Genomic DNA, 17,197 nt, shown 5'->3' with positions numbered 1-17,197 from the left:
GACAGGTTGAGTGCAACATGCCTCGTCATGCCCTGTTCATTCACGGTGCCTGGCTCACGCCAGCGATCTGGATGCCATTTCAGAGACGTTTCAGCGCCTGCGGTTATCGCTGCACGGCGCCGCCTTGGCCAACTGCCCAGGGCGGACGCCAACCCGGTATCAGCGCCCTGCTCGCCCACTACGAAGCACTGGTGCGTAACCTGGAGCAGCCGCCGTTGCTGATTGGTCACGACCTAGGCGGTCTGCTGGTGCAACTGCTGCTCGACCGTGGCCTGGGTCAAGCCGGCATCGTCATCGACCCAATACCGCCACGTGCCGGCCTGCTGGGCTTCTACGGCACATGGCCATGGCTGTTGCCCTGGAGGGGTTGGCGTGACGTTCTGTACATGACACCGCAGTATTTCGCGCGCAATATGGCGCAGACGCTGACACCTGCACAGCAAGACGCTGCCTATGCGCGCCATATCGTGCCCGCGCCTGGGCGGGTGTTCATCGAAGCTGCCCTGGGCATCGGTAGCGCCATCGACTTCACCAACGGCGAACGTGCGCCTCTGCTGTTGCTGGCAGCGGGCAACTCCCAGGCCGTTCGTGCCAGCGTAGTGGCCGCCCTCTATCGCCGCCACCGAGGCTCGTCAGCCATCACCAGCTTCAAGCAGTTCCCCGGCTATAGCCACTGGCTGATCGCCGAACCCGGTTGGGAAAGAATTGCCGACTACAGCATCGAATGGGTTCAGAACCAAGTTGGACGCTTTTAAACCGCACACCCTGCAAGCTCGCCTCGGCGTCCTGGCAAGCCTGTTTTGCCTGCTGTTTTTCAGCGCTGCCGTGCTGGCCGACAGAAACGTTCTGGAGCAGCAACTGGAACATCGGCGCTGGACACTCAACGACAACAGCCCCAGCCAGATCGGCGCCTTGGCCGAAACCCAGGACGGTTACCTGTGGCTCGGCACCCACGACTCCCTGTACCGTTTCGACGGCTTCGACTTCAGCAGGTACCGCACCCCTGATGGCCATGAACTGGGTATCGTCTCCAGCCTGCTGGCCAGCGACGCCGGGCTTTGGGTCGGCCTGCGCAACGGCGGCGTGCACCTGATCGCATCGGTGGAGGAACAACCCAGCAGTTTCGATCTGGCCCGCGGCGTCATCTACGCCCTGGCACAGACCGCCGACGGCAGCGTCTGGGCTGCCGCCAACGACGGCCTGATGCGTTTTGACGGCAAGCGCTGGCAGCAAATGGGCATCGCACAAGGCTTTACCGGCGAGAATGCCTACAGCGTCTTCGTCGACAGCAGTGACCGTCTCTGGGTGGCCGATGAACAGCGTCTTTACGTCCTGCCGCCCGGCGCCCAGAAGCTGCAGGACACCGGCGTTCGCAGCCAACGCACTAGGCAGATCGCGCAAGCCGCCGACGGTGCCCTGTGGTTGATCGAACGTGATCGCGAGAGCCTGCTGCGGGTAAAGATCGACCAACCGCAACTACAGGCGACCCACATAACAATCGGCGAACCCGCCAACGCCATGCTGTTCGACCGCCATGGTTGCCTCTGGCTGAGCACCGCGGGCGGCGGCCTGCTGCACGTGGCCAAGCCCAACGAACATGACAGCGGCAGCTTCGATGATGTCGAGCGGCTTTCTGCGCGTGATGGCCTGAGCTCAGACTTCGCCTGGCCACTGCTCGAAGACAGCGAAGACAGTTTGTGGATCGGCACCCAGAACGGGCTGGATCGGCTACGCGAACGACCTCTGCGCCCTTCAGGTTTGCCGCCCCAGGCGCACAACCTGGCGATTGCCGCCGATGACGCCGGCAATCTCTGGGCCGCCAGCAGCAACCTGCCGCTCATGCGCCTGGATGAACAGGGTGTGCACGAGCTGCCGCTGCGTACACCGATCAGCGCAATCAGCAAAGACCCCGGCGGCTCGGTCTGGCTGGCCGGGACCGAGGGTATCTGGCGCAGCACTGGCGAACAGTTGGAAAAAGTCTCCGCCCTGCCGGTCGAGCGTGATCTCGATTCCTCGGTGCGCACCCTGTTGATCGAAGATCAGGGGGCGCTCTGGCTCTCGCTCAACCGCCAAGGCCTCTACGTGCTGCGCGACGGCAACTGGCAGCAGCTTCCCGCCCCCAGCGAGGACCCGGCGCAACGGATGCCGGTGAGCTCAGCCCTGGCCCCTGACGGCAGACGCTGGTTCGGCTATCGCAACAACCTGATCGTCAGCCATGACGATCAGGGCGAACGCCACTGGGGCAGCGCCGACGGGCTGGACATTGGCCATGTGACAGCGATGGCCCATTCACAGGGCCACAGCTGGTTCGGCGGGCAACACGGCCTGGCGCGCTTCGATGGCAAGCGTTTTCAGCATCTGCCGCTGAGCGAGAGTGGGCTGTTCGACAACCTCTACGCGATCATCCCGGTCACCAGTCCTGAAGGGGAAGACCTCTGGCTGCAAGGCAAAGGTGGCATCTTCCAGTTACCGGCCGAAGAGATCAAACAGGCGCTGAGCGATCCCAAATACCCGATCCGTTACCGCACCTACGATGTGCAAGGCGGGCTCGCCAACGATCCGCAGCAGGTGCTCGCTCTGCCGACGGCGGTGCGCAGCAGCGATGGGCGTCTGTGGTTCGTCACCCGCAACGGCGTCGCCAGCTTGAGTCCCGATCGGGAATCTCATAGCTACAAGCCGCCCAAGGTACGTATCGACTCGTTACTGGCCGACGGTGCGACCATCTCCCTGCAAACGCCGCCAGCGCTGCCCGCTGACAGCAAACGCCTGGTCATCCACTACGGCGCCCTGAGCCTGTCTGCACCTGAGGGCCTGCACTTTCTCTACCGCCTCGATGGTTTCGACAACGAATGGCACGACGCCGGACGACAACGTGAGGCGACCTATACCGGCCTGCCCGCCGGCGACTATCGCTTTCGCGTGCGCGCGCTCAATCAGAATGGCGTGACCAGCGAGCAGGACGCGGAGCTCGATTTCAGCATCGACCAGGTGTTCTACCGCCATCCGCTATTCATTCTGGCCGTGGCGTTTTCCGCATTGCTGGTCCTGCACCTGCTCTATCGCAACGACATGCAACGGGCGGCGGAAAGGCTGCGTACACGTCTGGAGGAACGCCACGACGAACGCGAACGCATCGCCCGCGAGCTACACGACACCTTGCTGCAGGGCGTGCAAGGGCTGATGCTGCATGTGCAGGCCGCCGCAGACAGCCTGCCAGCCGATCAGCCGGCGCGAGGCAAACTGGAGAATGCCCTGGATCGTGCCGACCAGGTGATCGCCGAAGGCCGTGAACGGGTGCGTAATCTGCGCCATGTGCAAGACGCCTCGAGCGACCTGCCACAGACCTTGCGCGGCTACGATCAACTGCACGAACACGCCAATACCGACTATCAGGTCGAGGTCGCCGGCACGCCCTGCGCACTGCACCCGGTGGTGCATGACGAACTCAGCCAGCTCGCCCGCGAGGCCGTCAGCAACGCCTTCCGTCATGCCGGGGCACGCCATGTTCGGGTGCAGCTGGATTATCACCCCCGACAGTTTTCATTGCGCGTGAGCGACGATGGCCGCGGCCTGCTGGGCGCGGCGCCGATCGATCACTGGGGCCTGCAAGGCATGCACGAACGTGCAGCCAAGATTGGTGGAACGCTTAATATCGACAGCGAGCCCGGACAAGGTTGTCAGGTGCAGCTGACACTGGCTGGGCCCTTGGCCTATCGCCAGCCGCCACCTCGCACACGGCGCTGGCTACACTGGAAACGATTGATCAGGAGCTCGCCGTCATGACCGCTGCCAACCCCATCCGTGTGCTGGTCGCCGATGACCACCCGCTGTTACGCGAGGGCATCGCCGCGGTGCTCGCCGGGCAGGCGGATATCGACCTGGTCGGCGAAGCCAGCGATGGTCGCGAGGCACTGGAATGCTTTCGTCAGCTGCGCCCCGACGTCACCCTGATGGACCTGCAGATGCCGCATATGAATGGCATCGACAGTATCCTGGCGATTCGCGGCGAATGCCCGGACGCACGCATCGCCATCCTCACCACCTACCGCGGCGACGTGCGGGCCCTGCATGCCATCCAGGCGGGTGCGCAGGCCTACCTGTTGAAAAGCAGCCTGCGCAAGGAGTTGGTGGAAACCATCCGCACCCTGGCCGCCGGTAAACGCCATATCCCACCGGAAATCGCCGCCGACCTGGCCCAGCATATCGGCCAACAGTGCCTCAGCCCGCGCGAAGTGGAAGTCCTGCAGGCCGCCGCCCTGGGTTATTCCAACCGCGATATCGCCCTGCAACTGCGCATCACCGAAGACACGGTCAAAGGCCATATGCGCCTGATCATGGACAAGCTCGGCGCCAACAATCGCACCCACGCCGTGGCCATCGCCGTGCAACGTGGCGTGCTGGAGATCGGCACACCACTTTAGTGTTGTCACCCGTCCCTTCCTTGTGAGCTGTGCGCCGCCAAAGACGCCGCGCATGCTGTGCCACTGTTCAGACAAGGAGGCTTCGCGATGGGCTCATTCGGCGAATTTCAGGCCACTGCGCCCTGCCTGCACCAGGCCGGGCACGACCCTCAGCTACTGGACCGTATCGCAGCCTTGCTCGCTGAGGCTGAAACGCAGTTGCTGGTGGACACGCAAAACGCCTACCTGCAGGTCGAGCAGGCCATGGCACTGCTACGCCAGGTCAACGCCAACAAGCAGTGCGGCATTGGTCATTGCGCGAACGGACTGACACGCTGGCAGACGCGACGTTTGGATCAGTACATCAGCGACAACCTGGCCGCTGCCATTCGCACCTGCGACCTGGCCGCTCAGCTCAACCTGAGCAGCAGTCATTTCTCTCATGTGTTCAAACAGACCTTCGGCATCACGCCGCTGGCCTATGTGGCACGCAAACGCATCGAGGCAGCCAGGGCGATGATGCTGGCCACCGACCAACCTTTGACGCAGATCGCCCACGCTCATGGTTTCTGCGACCAGTCGCATTTCACCCGCACCTTCCGCCGCGAAACCGGGCTGAGCCCATTGCTCTGGCGGCAGCGCTGCGCCCCAAGGACGCAGGCCACCGCCGAGCGGTGATCAGCCGAGCATGGTCACGTGGCGTGGGTGACTGGCGACACGATCGAGCCAGGCGCGAACCGCGGGGAAAGCCTCTAGGCTGAAGCCACCTTCGTCGGCCACGTGGGTGTAGGCATACAGGGCGATATCGGCGATGGAATACTGCTCACCGACCAGATAAGGCGTGCGCTCGAGCTGCCTCTCCATTACTTTCAGGGCCTTGTAACCGAGCTTCAGGCAGCGCTCGTGCTCCTCGCGGCGCTCTTCGGGCATCCCCTGGTAAAGCTGGATGAACCGCGCCACCGCGACATACGGCTCGTGACTGTATTGCTCGAAGAACTGCCACTGCAGCACCTGGGTGCGCAAGCGCGGTTCGGTCGGCAGGAACTCGCTGCCATCGGCGAGGAAGTTGAGGATGGCGTTGGACTCCCACAGGCAGGTGCCGTCCTCCAGCTCCAGCACAGGAATCTTGCCGTTGGGGTTCTTGGCCAGGAAGGCTTCGCTCTGCGTTTCGCCCTTGAGGATATCGACGTCAATCCACTGGTACTCCTTGCCCAGCAGATGCAGCATCAGCTTGACCTTGTAGCAGTTGCCCGAACGGTAATCGCCGTAGACCTTGAACATCGCGTTGCCCTCCCTATCAATCCTCGCGGCAAGCTCGCCGCCTCAAAATCAAACCGCAGCTGCGCCCTGCGCATCACGAATCACCGCCGCCAGCCGGCGCAGCCCTTCGCCCAGACGCTCCGGCGCCACGTGGCTGAAGTTCAGTCGTAGGTGACCTGGGTTGGCATCCGGGTCGATGAAGAACGGCTCGCCCGGCATGAAGGCGACGTTCTGCGCCAGCGCCGCGTCGAGCAGCGTGCGGGTATCGAGCGGCTGCTTCAGGGTCAGCCAGAAGAACAGACCGCCCTGCGGAATTTCCCAATCGGCCAGGTCGCCGAAATGCTCCAGCAACTGCGCCTGCATGGCGTCACGGCGAATACGATAGAAATCGCGCAACTCGGCCAGGTGACCGCGGTACTGATCGCTGCCCAACCACTGCAGCGCCTGCCACTGACCGATACGGTTGGTGTGCAGGTCAGCCGACTGCTTCAGGCGCAGCAGATGCGGATACAGGTCCTTGGTGGCGATCAGGTAACCGACACGCAAGCCCGGCAGCAGCGTCTTGGACACGGTACCGGTGTAGATCCAGCTGGCCTGTTTCAAGCGGCTGACGATGGGCGTGGCGCTGCCGGCATCGAACACCAGCTCGCGGTACGGCTCGTCCTCGATCAGGGTCACGCCGAACTCGTCGAGCAGGGCCGCCACGGCTTCACGCTTGGCTTCGCTGTAACGGGTGCCGGACGGATTCTGGAAAGTCGGGATCAGGTAGGCGAAGGCCGGCTTGTGGTTCTCCAGGCGTTGGCGCAGTGCGGCCAGCTCAGGACCGTCAGCCTCCTGCGGCACGCTGATGCAGTCGGCGCCGAACAGCTGAAAAGCCTGCAGGGCCGCCAGGTAGGTCGGCGCTTCGAGCAGCACTTCGGTGCCCGGATCGATGAACAGCTTGGAGGCCAGGTCCAGTGTCTGCTGCGAGCCGCTGACGATCAGCACCTGGCTGGCATCGCAAGGCACGCCCAGCGCACGCGCTTCGGCGGCGATGGCTTCACGCAAGGCTGGCTCGCCTTCGCTCATGCCGTACTGACCCATGCTCGCTGGCATCTCGGCCCAGTCCACCTTCGGCAGCATCGGTTCGGCCGGCAGACCGCCAGCGAACGACATCACTTCCGGACGCTGCGCCGCGGCAAGAATTTCACGAATCAGGGAGCTTTTCAGGCGGGCGATGCGTTCGGAGAAGGCCATGGGATGTCCTGGGGTGCAAAAGTTATTGGAATTAAGTCAAACTGCTTGACCGAAACTACGCCGCCAAGCAGAGATACGTCAATATGACTGACCTAAAAAATTTCTCCGAGAAATTTTTGACGTCGCCCGCCGAGGGCACGCAGGCCGGCCGTCACGGCGCGCAGGTGATCAAGAACGGCGCAGCTCAGCAGGCCGCCATGGAGGCTTTCTTCTTCGGCTATCAGGCTTTCACCGCCAAGCCGGACGAAATGCTGGCCAAGCGCGGGTTGTCACGCGTGCACCACCGCATTCTGTTCTTCATCGCCAAGTACCCAGGCCTGAACATGACCGAGCTGCTGGGTTACCTGGGGGTGAGCAAACAGGCGCTGAACATGCCGTTGCGCCAGTTGATCGAGATGGACCTGGTGCAGAGCGAAGCTGCCGCGGACGACAAGCGCAAGCGTGTGCTGGGTTTCACTGCCGAGGGCGCCAAGCTGGAACAGGCACTGCGCCGCGAGCAGGCGCGCCTGCTGCAACGCGTATTCAGCGAGATGGGCGAAGAGGCCGTGCAAGGCTGGCTGGCCGTCAATCACGCCCTGGCACGCAGCCGCCAGGAACGCACCTGAGCATCGTCGTCACAAGCCCCCCGTAGGAGCGAGCTCTGCTCACGAACCCTCTTGTTCGCGAGCAGAGCTCGCTCCTACCGATTCAGCCTGCCTTTCCATTCCCCCGCACCACCGGTCATGCCGCGCCAACGCGTGATTGCACCCTGACACGACCTCTGCAATCATATGCGAATCATTATCACCTTAACTTAGATCTCGCGAGGTGCGCGTGTCGGTTCAGGATTCCAGCAACCAACAGCTGGTCGGTCTGCTTTATCGCGATCACCGTGATTGGCTGTTCGGCTGGCTGCGCAAAAGCCTGAATTGCGCGCAGCGCGCCGAAGACCTGAGCCAGGACACCTTCGTCCGCCTGCTCGGTCGCGCTGACCTGCATAGCCCACGCGAACCCAGAGCCCTGCTCACCACCATCGCCAAGGGATTGCTGGTCGACCAGTTCCGCCGCAACGCGCTGGAGCGCGCCTACCTGGAAGCGCTCGCGCAGGCTCCTGAAGCGGTGCAACTCAGCCCGGAAGAACAGGCCCTGGCATTGGAGCAACTGACCGAAATTGACCGCTTGCTCGGCCAGCTATCGAGCAAGGCACGCGCAGCGTTTCTCTATAACCGCCTGGATGGCCTCGGCCACGCCGAGATCGCCGAGCGGCTTGGCGTGTCGCCGTCGCGCGTGCGTCAGTACCTCGCCCAGGGCCTGCGCCAGTGCTACGTCGCGCTTTACGGAGCGCCGCAATGAGCCAGGTCTCGGCTCGTGTGCTCGATGAGGCCATCGCCTGGCAGCTGTGCCTGGACTCGGGCGAAGCCAGCGAGCAGCAACGTCATGACTTCGCCGACTGGCTGGCCGCTCACCCGGAGCATGGTCTGGTCTGGCAACGCCTGGGCGGTATCGACCAGCAGCTCGCATCTGCCAACACACCAATGGCACGGCGCGCCTTGTTGCAAAGTAGCGCCAGCCGTCGGCGCCTCGGCAGTAGCGCCCTGGGTCTGCTGCTGGCCACGGGCATAACGCTGGTATTGCTGGCTCAGCAGCGCCCGCTTGGCGATTACCTCGCCGGCTACCATACCGCCAGTGGAGAACAGCGCGACCTGCTGCTCGCCGACCGCAGCCAGGTACGCCTCAACAGCCGTAGTGCGCTGGATATCGAATTCGACGAAAACGAACGGCGCCTGCACCTGCACAGCGGCGAAATTCTGATTCAGACCGCCAAGGGCGATACCCGCCCCTTCATCGTCGAGACAGAGCAGGGACGCTTGCGTGCGCTGGGTACGCGCTTTCTGGTACGGCGTGAAGGCGCCGCGACCGAGCTGATCGTGTTGCAGTCGGCAGTCGCCGCCAGGCCGCTGGCCGGTTCACAGGAACGCATCATCCACAGCGGCGAACAGGTGCGCATGGACAGCCAGCACCTCAGCGCAAGCCACCCTGCCCCCATCGGCGCCGACGCCTGGAGCCGCGGCATGCTGGTGGCGGACAACCTGCCCCTGCAGCGCCTGATCGATCAGCTCGGCGAATACCGCAGCGGTTACCTGAGCCTCGATCCGAGCCTGGCCGATCTGCGCATCAGCGGCAGCTTCCCATTGCACGACAGCGACAAGGCACTGGCCGCTGTCGCACTGAGCTTGCCGGTGCGCACCGAGCAACTGAGCCCCTGGTGGACCCGCGTGGTACCGGCGGAAAAATAATTTTCCCAGCCCCTGTCACTTTTCCTTCCTGCTTCGGCAAAAGGGCATTGAGATACATTAACTCTTAGGAGACGTTCGCAATGTCCTTCCGCCCTGCCCCGTTCCGCCACACGCTGCTGGCCCTGACCATCGCCTTCGCCGGGCATGCCGGGCTGGCCCACGCTGAGGTTTACCAACTGCCCGCCGGCCCTCTGGCGACCACACTCAACCAGATCGCCAGCCAGGCCGGCGTGACCCTGAGCATCGACCCGGCCCTGACCGCGGGCAAAAGCTCGGCACCGGTCAACGGCGACTACGAAGCCATCGAAGCCCTCAATCAGGCGCTGCGTGGCACCGGCCTGCAGTTGCAAAGCGGCAATGGCGGCGCCTACAGCCTGGCCCCCGCCGCAGAAGCGGCAATGGCACTGCCGGACGTCACCGTGACCGCCAGCGAACAGGCCGCCGAGACCGCCTGGGGCCCAACCCGTGGTTACCTGGCCAACCGCACCGCGACCGGCACCAAGACCGACACGCCGCTGCTGGAAACCCCACGCTCGATCTCCGTCGCCACCCGCGAGCAGATGCAGGACCGCAAGGTGCAGAACCTCGATGATGCCGTGCGCTACATGCCGGGCGTCATCGCCAGCAGCTACGGCAGCGACAGCCGCGCCGACTGGATGAAGATCCGCGGCTTCGAACCGATCCAGATGCTCGACGGCCTGCCGCTGCCCAAGGGCAGCTACACCATGGCCAAGCTGGAAACCTGGAATCTGGAGCGCGTCGCCGTGCTGCGCGGCCCGGCCTCGGCGGTGTATGGCCAGACCCCACCAGGCGGTCTGGTGGACGCCGTCAGCCGCCGCCCACAGGCTGAAAGCAGCCATGAAGTGCAGGTTCAGGTCGGCAACTACAACCACAAGCAGATCAGCTTCGACAGCACCGGCAAGATCGATGACGACGGCCGCTTCCTCTATCGCTTCAGCGGTACTGGTCGGGACAGCGGCACCACCGTCGAGCATATCGACGACCAGCGCTTCAACCTCGCGCCCAGCCTGACCTGGAATATCGCTGACACCACCAAGCTCACCTTCCTCGGTCAGTTCAACCGTGACGATACCGGCGGCACCAGCCAGTTCCTGCCGCTGCAAGGTACCAAGCTGAGCACCCCGGCCGGCAAGGTCGACTACCACAAGAACCTCGGCGACCCGGACTGGGAGTTCTACGACAAGACCTTCTACGCACTGGGCTACGCCTTCGAGCACCGCATCAACGACACCTGGCAGTTCAACCAGAACCTGCGCTACAGCAAGCTCGAACTGGATAACCAGATCATCACGGCCGGGGGCTGGGCAACCGCCGTGGCTGACGACGGTACGGTCGCACGCGGCGCCAACGTCTACGACGAAAACATCAGCCATTTCGCCGTGGACAACAATTTCCAGGCGGACTTCAACACTGGCGCCATCGGCCACACCCTGCTGCTGGGCCTCGACTACCTGCGCGTGGATACCGATTACCGCTGGTTGTACGGCTCTGCTCCCAGCAGCAACATCATTCGCCCGATCTACGGCCAGGACTTCAGCGGCGTCAGCTACACGGCTTACCAGGACTACAACCAGAAGCGTCGTAACACAGGCCTTTACCTTCAGGACCAAATGTCGCTGGACAACTGGCGCGTGACCCTCGGTGGCCGATGGGACCGTCTGGACACCGATTCGGTGTTCCACAACGCCAACGATGCCAAGGACAGCCGTCGCGACAGCCAATTCAGCGGCAATGCGGCGCTGAGCTATGTGTTCGACTCCGGCTTCACGCCCTATGTGTCCTACGCCGAATCCTTCCAGGCCGAAGCGGGCGGCAACGGCGGCGCGGCGTTCAAACCCAGCACCGGCAAGCAGTACGAACTGGGCATCAAGTATCAACCGCCGGGTAGCGACATGCTGTTCACCGCCGCGGTCTATGACCTCACGCGGCAGAACATCGTGACCACCAACATCGCCGGCGCCACCGAGCCGGTCAGCGAGGTGGAAGTACGCGGCCTGGAGCTGGAAGCCACCGGTAATATCACCGAGAACCTCAGCCTGACCGCCTCCTACAGCTACACCAACAGCAAGATGACCAAGGTCGGTGATCCACGCGACAAGAACCGCGCACTGCCACTGATCCCCGAGCATCAGGCCTCGATCTGGGCCGACTACGATTGGAGTCAGGGTGTGCTGGCGGGCTTCGGCGTCGGCTTTGGCGCCCGCTTCGTCGGTTCCACCGACAACATCTCTGTCGGTAGCATGGGCTTCGTCCGTGATCCTTCCGACGGACACAGCAGCGCCTATACCGTCTACGACGCGGCGGTGCGCTACGACCTTGGCCAGATCGACGCCAGCCTGCGTGGCGCCAGCGTGTCGCTCAACGCCAACAACCTGTTCGACAAGGAATACCTGGCCACCTGCGATGGCTTCTACTGCTATGCCGGCGACCCACGCCGGGTCACGGCCAGCCTCGACTACAAGTGGTGATCGGCTGAAAAACAAGAGCCGCCCGATGGGCGGCTCCTGTCGTTTTGGGCCTTGCTAACTCGCAGCCCCCTGCAATTCGGCAGCCCCTCTGAAGAACACCAGCCCCTGCGCCACGCAAACCGCCAGTGCCGGCACTATAGCCAGCGGCAAAAACAGCACACTGGCGAACATCACACCGCTGGCGATGGACAGCCAGGCCATGACCCGCAGAGAGGCGTACGCCAGCCTCACCTTGAGCAGGAGAATACCGAACCAGGTAATGCCGAGCCCCATGAGTACCATCAGGCCCAGGTAGGCGATGGTCAGCACGCTAAGTGCCTTGAACAGTTGATCCCCAACCATGAAGTCCATCACCCCACTGACCAGGGCCAGCGCAACGATGATCCAGACCGGCCAGCTCAGCCCCGGCGCAGCAAAACGCTGCTCGATGAAGCTCTTGAGGCGGATCAACAAGTAGTTGCCCAACAACATCAGCAACAGTCCCAGCCAGCGGGTATAGCGCTCGACCTGCTCCAGCTCTGCCTGGCCCAGCCAACTGCTAGCGAAAATAACGCACAGCATCAGCGCACTGCCCAGCGCAGACATCAGCGCCAACCAGCCAAGCACCTGTAACTGACGCACACTCCAGCCCGGGAGCTGCCGCACCGGCTGGTCATCGATCAGTTCGACCTGCGGGGCACTGTAGGGGTTGTCCGGCTGCATGAGGCTTCCTTGTCTGCAAAAGATCAAGGCTAACCATCCACGATGCGCTTGACCAGACTGTACGGTTCAACCCACCAGTGGCTGTACCGCGACGGCGTGACAGCCGCGCAATAGGCTTTGCCAGTCACCGGAGAACGACCATGTCCACCGAACTGCTGCTCGCCTTCATCGCATTCGCCTTCGTCACCTCGGTAACGCCAGGGCCCAACAACATGATGCTGCTCGCCTCCGGGGTGAACTTCGGCGTGCGCCGCAGCATTCCGCACATGCTCGGCATCAGCCTGGGCTTCATGCTGCTGGTGGCTGCCGTGGGCCTGGGGCTCGGCCAGGTGTTCCAACGCCTGCCGGTACTGCATGACGTACTGCGCTATCTCGGCGCCGCGTATCTGCTCTACTTGGCCTGGAAGATCGCCCAGTCCGGCGCACCGCAGAGCCGCGAGAACCCTGAAGCGAAGCCGTTCACCTTCCTGCAGGCGGCGGCCTTTCAGTGGGTCAATCCCAAGGCGTGGATCATGGCCATTGGCGCCATCACCACCTACACGCCGCAGGATGGTTTCTTCAGCAACGTGCTGCTGATCGCGGCCCTGTTTGCCTTGGTCAACTGCCCAAGCGTAGGTTTGTGGACCGTCGCCGGCAGCATGCTGCGCAAGTGGCTGGACAACCCGCGTGCGTTGCGCGCCTTCAATATCGGCATGGCGCTGCTGTTGGTCGCCTCGCTGTATCCCATCATCGTCGACACTGGAATGTTCTGATGCAAGACGCCGCCCCTACTCGCCTGCGCCCCCTGGCGGACACCTCCACCTCGGCCGTGGTCGCTGGCTTCATCGCCATGCTTACCGGCTACACCAGCTCCCTGGTGCTGATGTTCCAGGCCGGCCAGGCTGCCGGCCTAACCGCCGGGCAGATTTCCTCGTGGATCTGGGCGCTGTCCATCGGCATGGCGTTGTGCTGCATCGTGCTCTCGCTGCGTTATCGCGCGCCGGTGATGATCGCCTGGTCCACTCCCGGCGCTGCGCTGCTGATCACCAGCCTGCCGCAGGTGTCCTACGGTGAGGCCATTGGCGCCTACATCCTGGCCTCGGGGCTGATCGTGCTGATCGGCCTGACCGGCACCTTCGACCGCCTGATGCGCCGCATCCCCGGCTCCATCGCCGCCGCCCTGCTGGCCGGTGTGCTGTTCAAGATCGGCCTGGAAATCTGCGTGGCCGCCGAGCAGCAGCCCATCCTGGTGGTGGCCATGCTGCTCGCCTATCTGCTGGGCAAGCGCCTGTGGCCGCGTTACTCGGTGCTCTCCGCGCTGATCGTCGGCAGCGTGCTGGCAGCAGTCTTCGGCCTGCTGGACTTCACGAACTTCCAGTTGCAGCTGGCCACGCCGGAATGGACCACGCCGAGTTTCTCGCTGGCCGCAGCCATCAGCATCGGCATTCCGCTGTTCATCGTCGCCATGGCCTCGCAGAACCTGCCGGGCATGGCCGTGCTGCGCGCCAATGGCTATGACGTGCCAGCCTCACCACTGCTGACCAGCACTGGCCTGGTGTCGATCCTGATGGCCCCATTCGGCAGCCATGGCATTCATATGGCCGCCATCAGTGCCGCCATCTGCGCCGGACCGGAAGCCCATGAAGATCCGCGCAAGCGCTACACCGCAGCGGTCTGGTGTGGGGTGTTCTATGCCATTGCCGGCATCTTCGGCGCCACCCTGGCCTCGCTGTTCGCGGCGCTGCCGGCGGCGTTAATCCTCTCCATCGCCGCGCTGGCACTGTTCGCCTCGATCATCGGCGGTCTGACCCAGGCCATGAGCGAGCCCAACGAGCGCGAAGCGGCGCTGATCACCTTTCTGGTCACCGCCTCGGGCATGACCCTGGCGGGCGTCGGTTCAGCGTTCTGGGGTATCGTCGCCGGCCTGCTGACGCTGGCCGTGCTCAACTGGGGCAAGCGCTAACTCCGATGCAATCCGGGCTACGAGCGGTAGGGTGCGCCGTGCGCACCACTGGATAACAGCGTGTTCAAGCGGTGCGCATGGCGCACCCTACTGTTCAGCCACCGTTTCGTGAGCCAGCTCGGCGCCGTGCATACGGTTGACCCACAGCCCGAACAGCGCTGCGGTAACGAACATGATCAGGCTGTAGATGGCCGCCGGAATCGCCATGGTCGGGTTGTTCAGCAGCGCCGGGCTGAGTGCCAGGGTGATGGCCAGGGTGCCGTTGTGGATGCCGATCTCCATGGCGATGGCAATCGCCTGACGCAGATTGAGCTTGAGCAGGCGCGGCACGCAGTACCCCACCGCCATGCTCAGCAGGTTGAAGGCCAGCGCCGCACCGCCGACCGCAGGCGCGTAATCGACAAAGGTGCGCCAGTCCTTGGCCACCGCCAGCAGGATGATCAACAGCAGGAACAGTGCCGAAACGATCTTCACCGGTTTCTGCATACGCTCGGCGAAGCCGGGGAAACGACTGCGCAGCCACATGCCGATGGCCACCGGCCCGAGGACGATGACGAACACCTGCACCACCTTGGCGAACTGCAGCGGGATGGCCTGATCGGCGGACATGAAGTAAGCCAGCGACAGGTTGACGATCAGCGGCATGGTCAGAATCGCGATCACCGAATTGACCGCGGTGAGAGTGATGTTCAATGCCACGTCGCCATGGGCCAGGTGGCTGTAGAGGTTGGCCGTGGTGCCGCCCGGCGAGGCCGCCAGTAGCATCAAGCCGACGGCCAGCGCCGGCGCCAGGCCGAAGGCCTTGGCCAGGAAGAAGCACGCCAGCGGCAGCAACAGCAGTTGGCAAGCCAGACCGATCAATACCGGTTTGGGGAATTTGGCCACGCGGGCGAAGTCGGCCAGGCTCAGTGACAGGCCAAGCCCGAGCATGATGATGCCCAGCGCAGCGGGAAGGAAAAACGTCAGCAAGGGATCGGCGGTCATTATTGTTATCGCTCCAGTTGAACCTGGCAGGATTGTGCTGAGTCAGGGCCACTGCTGGCAGTGGCCCTGCGAGCCAACCTTAGCCGACGTGCAGACGACCGGGCTAGAGCCTTTATATCGCCGTGGCGCCACCATCCACAGCCAACGCCTGGCCAGTGGTGAACGCGGCGTGGTCGCTGCACAGATAGAGCACGGCAGCCGCGATCTCCTCGACCTTGCCGATACGCCCGACCGGGTGCATGGCGGCGGCGAACTCGGCCTTCTTCGGGTCGGCTTCGTAGGCGCGGCGGAACATATCGGTGTCGATCACCGCTGGGCATACCGCGTTTACCCGCAGCTTCTTCTTGGCGTACTCGATCGCAGCGGATTTGGTCAGGCCGATCACCGCATGCTTGGAGGCGGCATAGATGCTCATCTTCGGTGCGGCACCCAGACCGGCCACCGAAGCGGTATTGACGATGGCGCCGCCGCCCTGGGCCAGCAGCAAGGGGATCTGGTGCTTCATGCACAGCCATACGCCCTTGACGTTGACGCCCATGATGGCGTCGAACTCGGCTTCGTTGCCGTCGGCCAGTTTGCCCTGTTCGATCTCGATGCCGGCGTTGTTGAAGGCGTAGTCCAGGCGGCCGTACTGCGCCATGGTGGCGTCCATCAGTGCCTTGACCTCGGCATCGCAGGTCACGTCGCAACGCACGAAGCAGGCCTCGTCACCGGCCGCACGAATCAGCTCGACGGTACCTTCACCACCGCTCACGTCGACATCGGAAACCACCACCTTGAGCCCTTCGGCAGCGAAAGCCTGGGCGGTGGCACGGCCAATACCGGCGGCACCGCCGGTGACCAGGGCGACCTGGCCGGAGAACGTCATGCTCATGTCTGCTTCCTCGCAGCGATTCTTGTTGAATTGGCGAGGAGTCTAGCCAGCCGGCCGCGCGCAGAGCAGCACTATCAGACTCTGGAGTGGTGGGTCATGCAGGGCGCTGATGACGACTCCAGCAGCGCGTTATCGCGAGCAGCGGATAGCCCGGATGAAATCCGGGACAGATCGGACTACGTGCCAGACCGCCCCGGACTTCATCCGGGCTACAGGGCTCAGCCTTGCAGTTCGGCAACCACAGCCGCCAGCGCCTGCGCCGGATCGGCAGCCTGGCTGATCGGGCGGCCGATCACCAGGTAATCGGAGCCAGCATCCAGCGCCTGGCGTGGGGTGAGGATGCGCTTTTGGTCATCGGCATTGCTGCCAGCAGGACGAATGCCCGGCGTCACCAGTTGCAAGCGCGGCTGCGCGACCTTCAATGCCTGCGCTTCCTGCGCCGAGCAGACCAGACCATCGAGCCCGGCTTCAGCAGCCAGGCCGGCCAGGCGCAGTACCTGCTCCTGCGGCGGCACATCCAGGCCGATGCCGGCCAGGTCCTGCTGCTCCATGCTGGTCAGCACCGTCACGCCGATCAGCAGCGGCTTGGCGCCAGCGAGCTTGTCCAGTTCGTTACGGCAGGCCGCCATCATGCGCAGACCGCCGGAACAGTGCACATTGACCATCCACACGCCCAACTCCGCTGCAGCCTTGACCGCCATCGCCGTGGTGTTGGGGATATCGTGGAATTTCAGATCGAGGAACAGCTCGAAACCCTTGGCCCGCAACGCCTCAACCACTTGCGGACCACTGCGAGTGAACAATTCCTTGCCGACCTTGACCCGGCACAGCGCCGGATCGAGCTGGTCGGCCAGCGCCAGAGCGGCATCACGGCTGGGAAAGTCGAGGGCGACGATGATCGGGGTTTGGCAGGCGGGCATGGGCGAGTCTCGAACAGGATAAAAACGCCGCGCATTGTAGCGCAAAGCATCCTGGCGCTGGTCGCGGTTAAAGCCCCTCTCGCATGCAGAGCGGCAGCCCGAATGAAAACCGGT

The 17,197-nt window shown here is 63.6% G+C and carries 16 protein-coding genes; 10 read left to right on the top strand and 6 right to left on the bottom strand.

Annotated features, from left to right (window positions below; genetic code table 11):
- Positions 1 to 17: 17 nt before the first annotated feature.
- From CDO35_RS14920 to CDO35_RS14905, 4 genes are all read left to right on the top strand, one after another.
- On the top strand, positions 18 to 755 hold the full coding sequence (locus CDO35_RS14920; RefSeq protein ID WP_099525482.1) for an alpha/beta fold hydrolase: 738 nt from the start codon (positions 18 to 20) through the stop codon (positions 753 to 755).
- Positions 742 to 3,783 (top strand): sensor histidine kinase, encoded by a 3,042-nt coding sequence (locus tag CDO35_RS14915; RefSeq protein WP_243699091.1) that lies wholly within the window; start codon positions 742 to 744, stop codon positions 3,781 to 3,783. Before CDO35_RS14920 ends, CDO35_RS14915 begins: the two co-directional genes overlap by 14 nt.
- On the top strand, positions 3,780 to 4,421 hold the full coding sequence (locus tag CDO35_RS14910) for a response regulator (RefSeq protein ID WP_099525481.1): 642 nt from the start codon (positions 3,780 to 3,782) through the stop codon (positions 4,419 to 4,421). The genes CDO35_RS14915 and CDO35_RS14910 overlap by 4 nt, the downstream gene beginning before the upstream one ends.
- 87 nt (positions 4,422 to 4,508) lie before the next feature.
- The gene (locus CDO35_RS14905; RefSeq protein ID WP_099525480.1) at positions 4,509 to 5,078 is read left to right on the top strand and encodes an AraC family transcriptional regulator; all 570 of its coding nucleotides are present in this window, start codon (positions 4,509 to 4,511) and stop codon (positions 5,076 to 5,078) included.
- Here CDO35_RS14905 and CDO35_RS14900 read toward each other — a convergent pair whose 3' ends face one another.
- Together CDO35_RS14900 and CDO35_RS14895 are read right to left on the bottom strand one after the other, a co-directional pair.
- Positions 5,079 to 5,681 (bottom strand): glutathione S-transferase family protein, encoded by a 603-nt coding sequence (locus CDO35_RS14900; RefSeq protein ID WP_099525479.1) that lies wholly within the window; start codon positions 5,679 to 5,681, stop codon positions 5,079 to 5,081.
- A 48-nt stretch (positions 5,682 to 5,729) separates the two neighbouring features.
- Positions 5,730 to 6,896 (bottom strand): aminotransferase-like domain-containing protein, encoded by a 1,167-nt coding sequence (locus CDO35_RS14895; RefSeq protein WP_099525478.1) that lies wholly within the window; start codon positions 6,894 to 6,896, stop codon positions 5,730 to 5,732.
- 83 nt (positions 6,897 to 6,979) lie between these two features.
- Here CDO35_RS14895 and CDO35_RS14890 point away from each other — a divergent pair, with 83 nt between their 5' ends.
- The 4 genes from CDO35_RS14890 to CDO35_RS14875 all read left to right on the top strand — a co-directional run bounded on the left by CDO35_RS14890 (position 6,980) and on the right by CDO35_RS14875 (position 11,661).
- Entirely contained in the window at positions 6,980 to 7,501 is a 522-nt protein-coding gene (locus CDO35_RS14890; protein WP_099525477.1) for a MarR family winged helix-turn-helix transcriptional regulator, read from the top strand.
- 202 nt (positions 7,502 to 7,703) lie between these two features.
- Positions 7,704 to 8,228 carry an RNA polymerase sigma factor gene (locus CDO35_RS14885; protein WP_425048541.1) on the top strand — a complete coding sequence of 175 codons (525 nt, stop codon included), beginning with the start codon at positions 7,704 to 7,706 and terminating at the stop codon, positions 8,226 to 8,228.
- Entirely contained in the window at positions 8,225 to 9,172 is a 948-nt protein-coding gene (locus CDO35_RS14880; RefSeq protein WP_099525476.1) for a FecR domain-containing protein, read from the top strand. Before CDO35_RS14885 ends, CDO35_RS14880 begins: the two co-directional genes overlap by 4 nt.
- Positions 9,173 to 9,252: 80 nt before the next feature.
- Positions 9,253 to 11,661, top strand: a complete 2,409-nt coding sequence (locus CDO35_RS14875; RefSeq protein ID WP_099525475.1) for a TonB-dependent siderophore receptor — start codon at positions 9,253 to 9,255, stop codon at positions 11,659 to 11,661.
- A 54-nt stretch (positions 11,662 to 11,715) separates the two neighbouring features.
- On the opposite strand, the gene CDO35_RS14870 is transcribed toward CDO35_RS14875, so the two are convergent.
- Positions 11,716 to 12,363 (bottom strand): hypothetical protein, encoded by a 648-nt coding sequence (locus CDO35_RS14870; protein WP_099525474.1) that lies wholly within the window; start codon positions 12,361 to 12,363, stop codon positions 11,716 to 11,718.
- Positions 12,364 to 12,503: 140 nt separating this feature from the next.
- On the opposite strand from CDO35_RS14870, the gene CDO35_RS14865 reads away from it, so the two are divergent.
- Both CDO35_RS14865 and CDO35_RS14860 read left to right on the top strand, forming a co-directional pair.
- Entirely contained in the window at positions 12,504 to 13,115 is a 612-nt protein-coding gene (locus CDO35_RS14865) for a LysE family translocator (protein WP_099525473.1), read from the top strand.
- Positions 13,115 to 14,305 carry a benzoate/H(+) symporter BenE family transporter gene (locus CDO35_RS14860; RefSeq protein WP_099525472.1) on the top strand — a complete coding sequence of 397 codons (1,191 nt, stop codon included), beginning with the start codon at positions 13,115 to 13,117 and terminating at the stop codon, positions 14,303 to 14,305. The genes CDO35_RS14865 and CDO35_RS14860 overlap by 1 nt, the downstream gene beginning before the upstream one ends.
- 87 nt (positions 14,306 to 14,392) lie before the next feature.
- Here CDO35_RS14860 and CDO35_RS14855 read toward each other — a convergent pair whose 3' ends face one another.
- The 3 genes from CDO35_RS14855 to pyrF form a co-directional block, all read right to left on the bottom strand.
- Positions 14,393 to 15,289: a bile acid:sodium symporter family protein gene (locus tag CDO35_RS14855; protein ID WP_099525471.1), complete on the bottom strand. Its 897-nt coding sequence runs from the start codon at positions 15,287 to 15,289 to the stop codon at positions 14,393 to 14,395.
- Positions 15,290 to 15,401: 112 nt separating this feature from the next.
- Positions 15,402 to 16,163, bottom strand: coding sequence for an SDR family oxidoreductase (locus tag CDO35_RS14850; RefSeq protein WP_099525470.1), 762 nt, complete (start codon positions 16,161 to 16,163; stop codon positions 15,402 to 15,404).
- A gap of 218 nt (positions 16,164 to 16,381) precedes the next feature.
- Positions 16,382 to 17,083, bottom strand: a complete 702-nt coding sequence (pyrF, locus tag CDO35_RS14845; protein ID WP_099525469.1) for an orotidine-5'-phosphate decarboxylase — start codon at positions 17,081 to 17,083, stop codon at positions 16,382 to 16,384.
- Positions 17,084 to 17,197 lie beyond the last annotated feature (114 nt).

It is taken from the genome of Pseudomonas sediminis, assembly GCF_002741105.1.
In the GTDB taxonomy this organism is placed as follows: Bacteria; Pseudomonadota; Gammaproteobacteria; order Pseudomonadales; family Pseudomonadaceae; genus Aquipseudomonas; species Aquipseudomonas sediminis.
The sequence above is the reverse complement of the archived record's forward strand: the minus strand, read 5'-3'. Positions and strand labels throughout refer to the sequence as shown.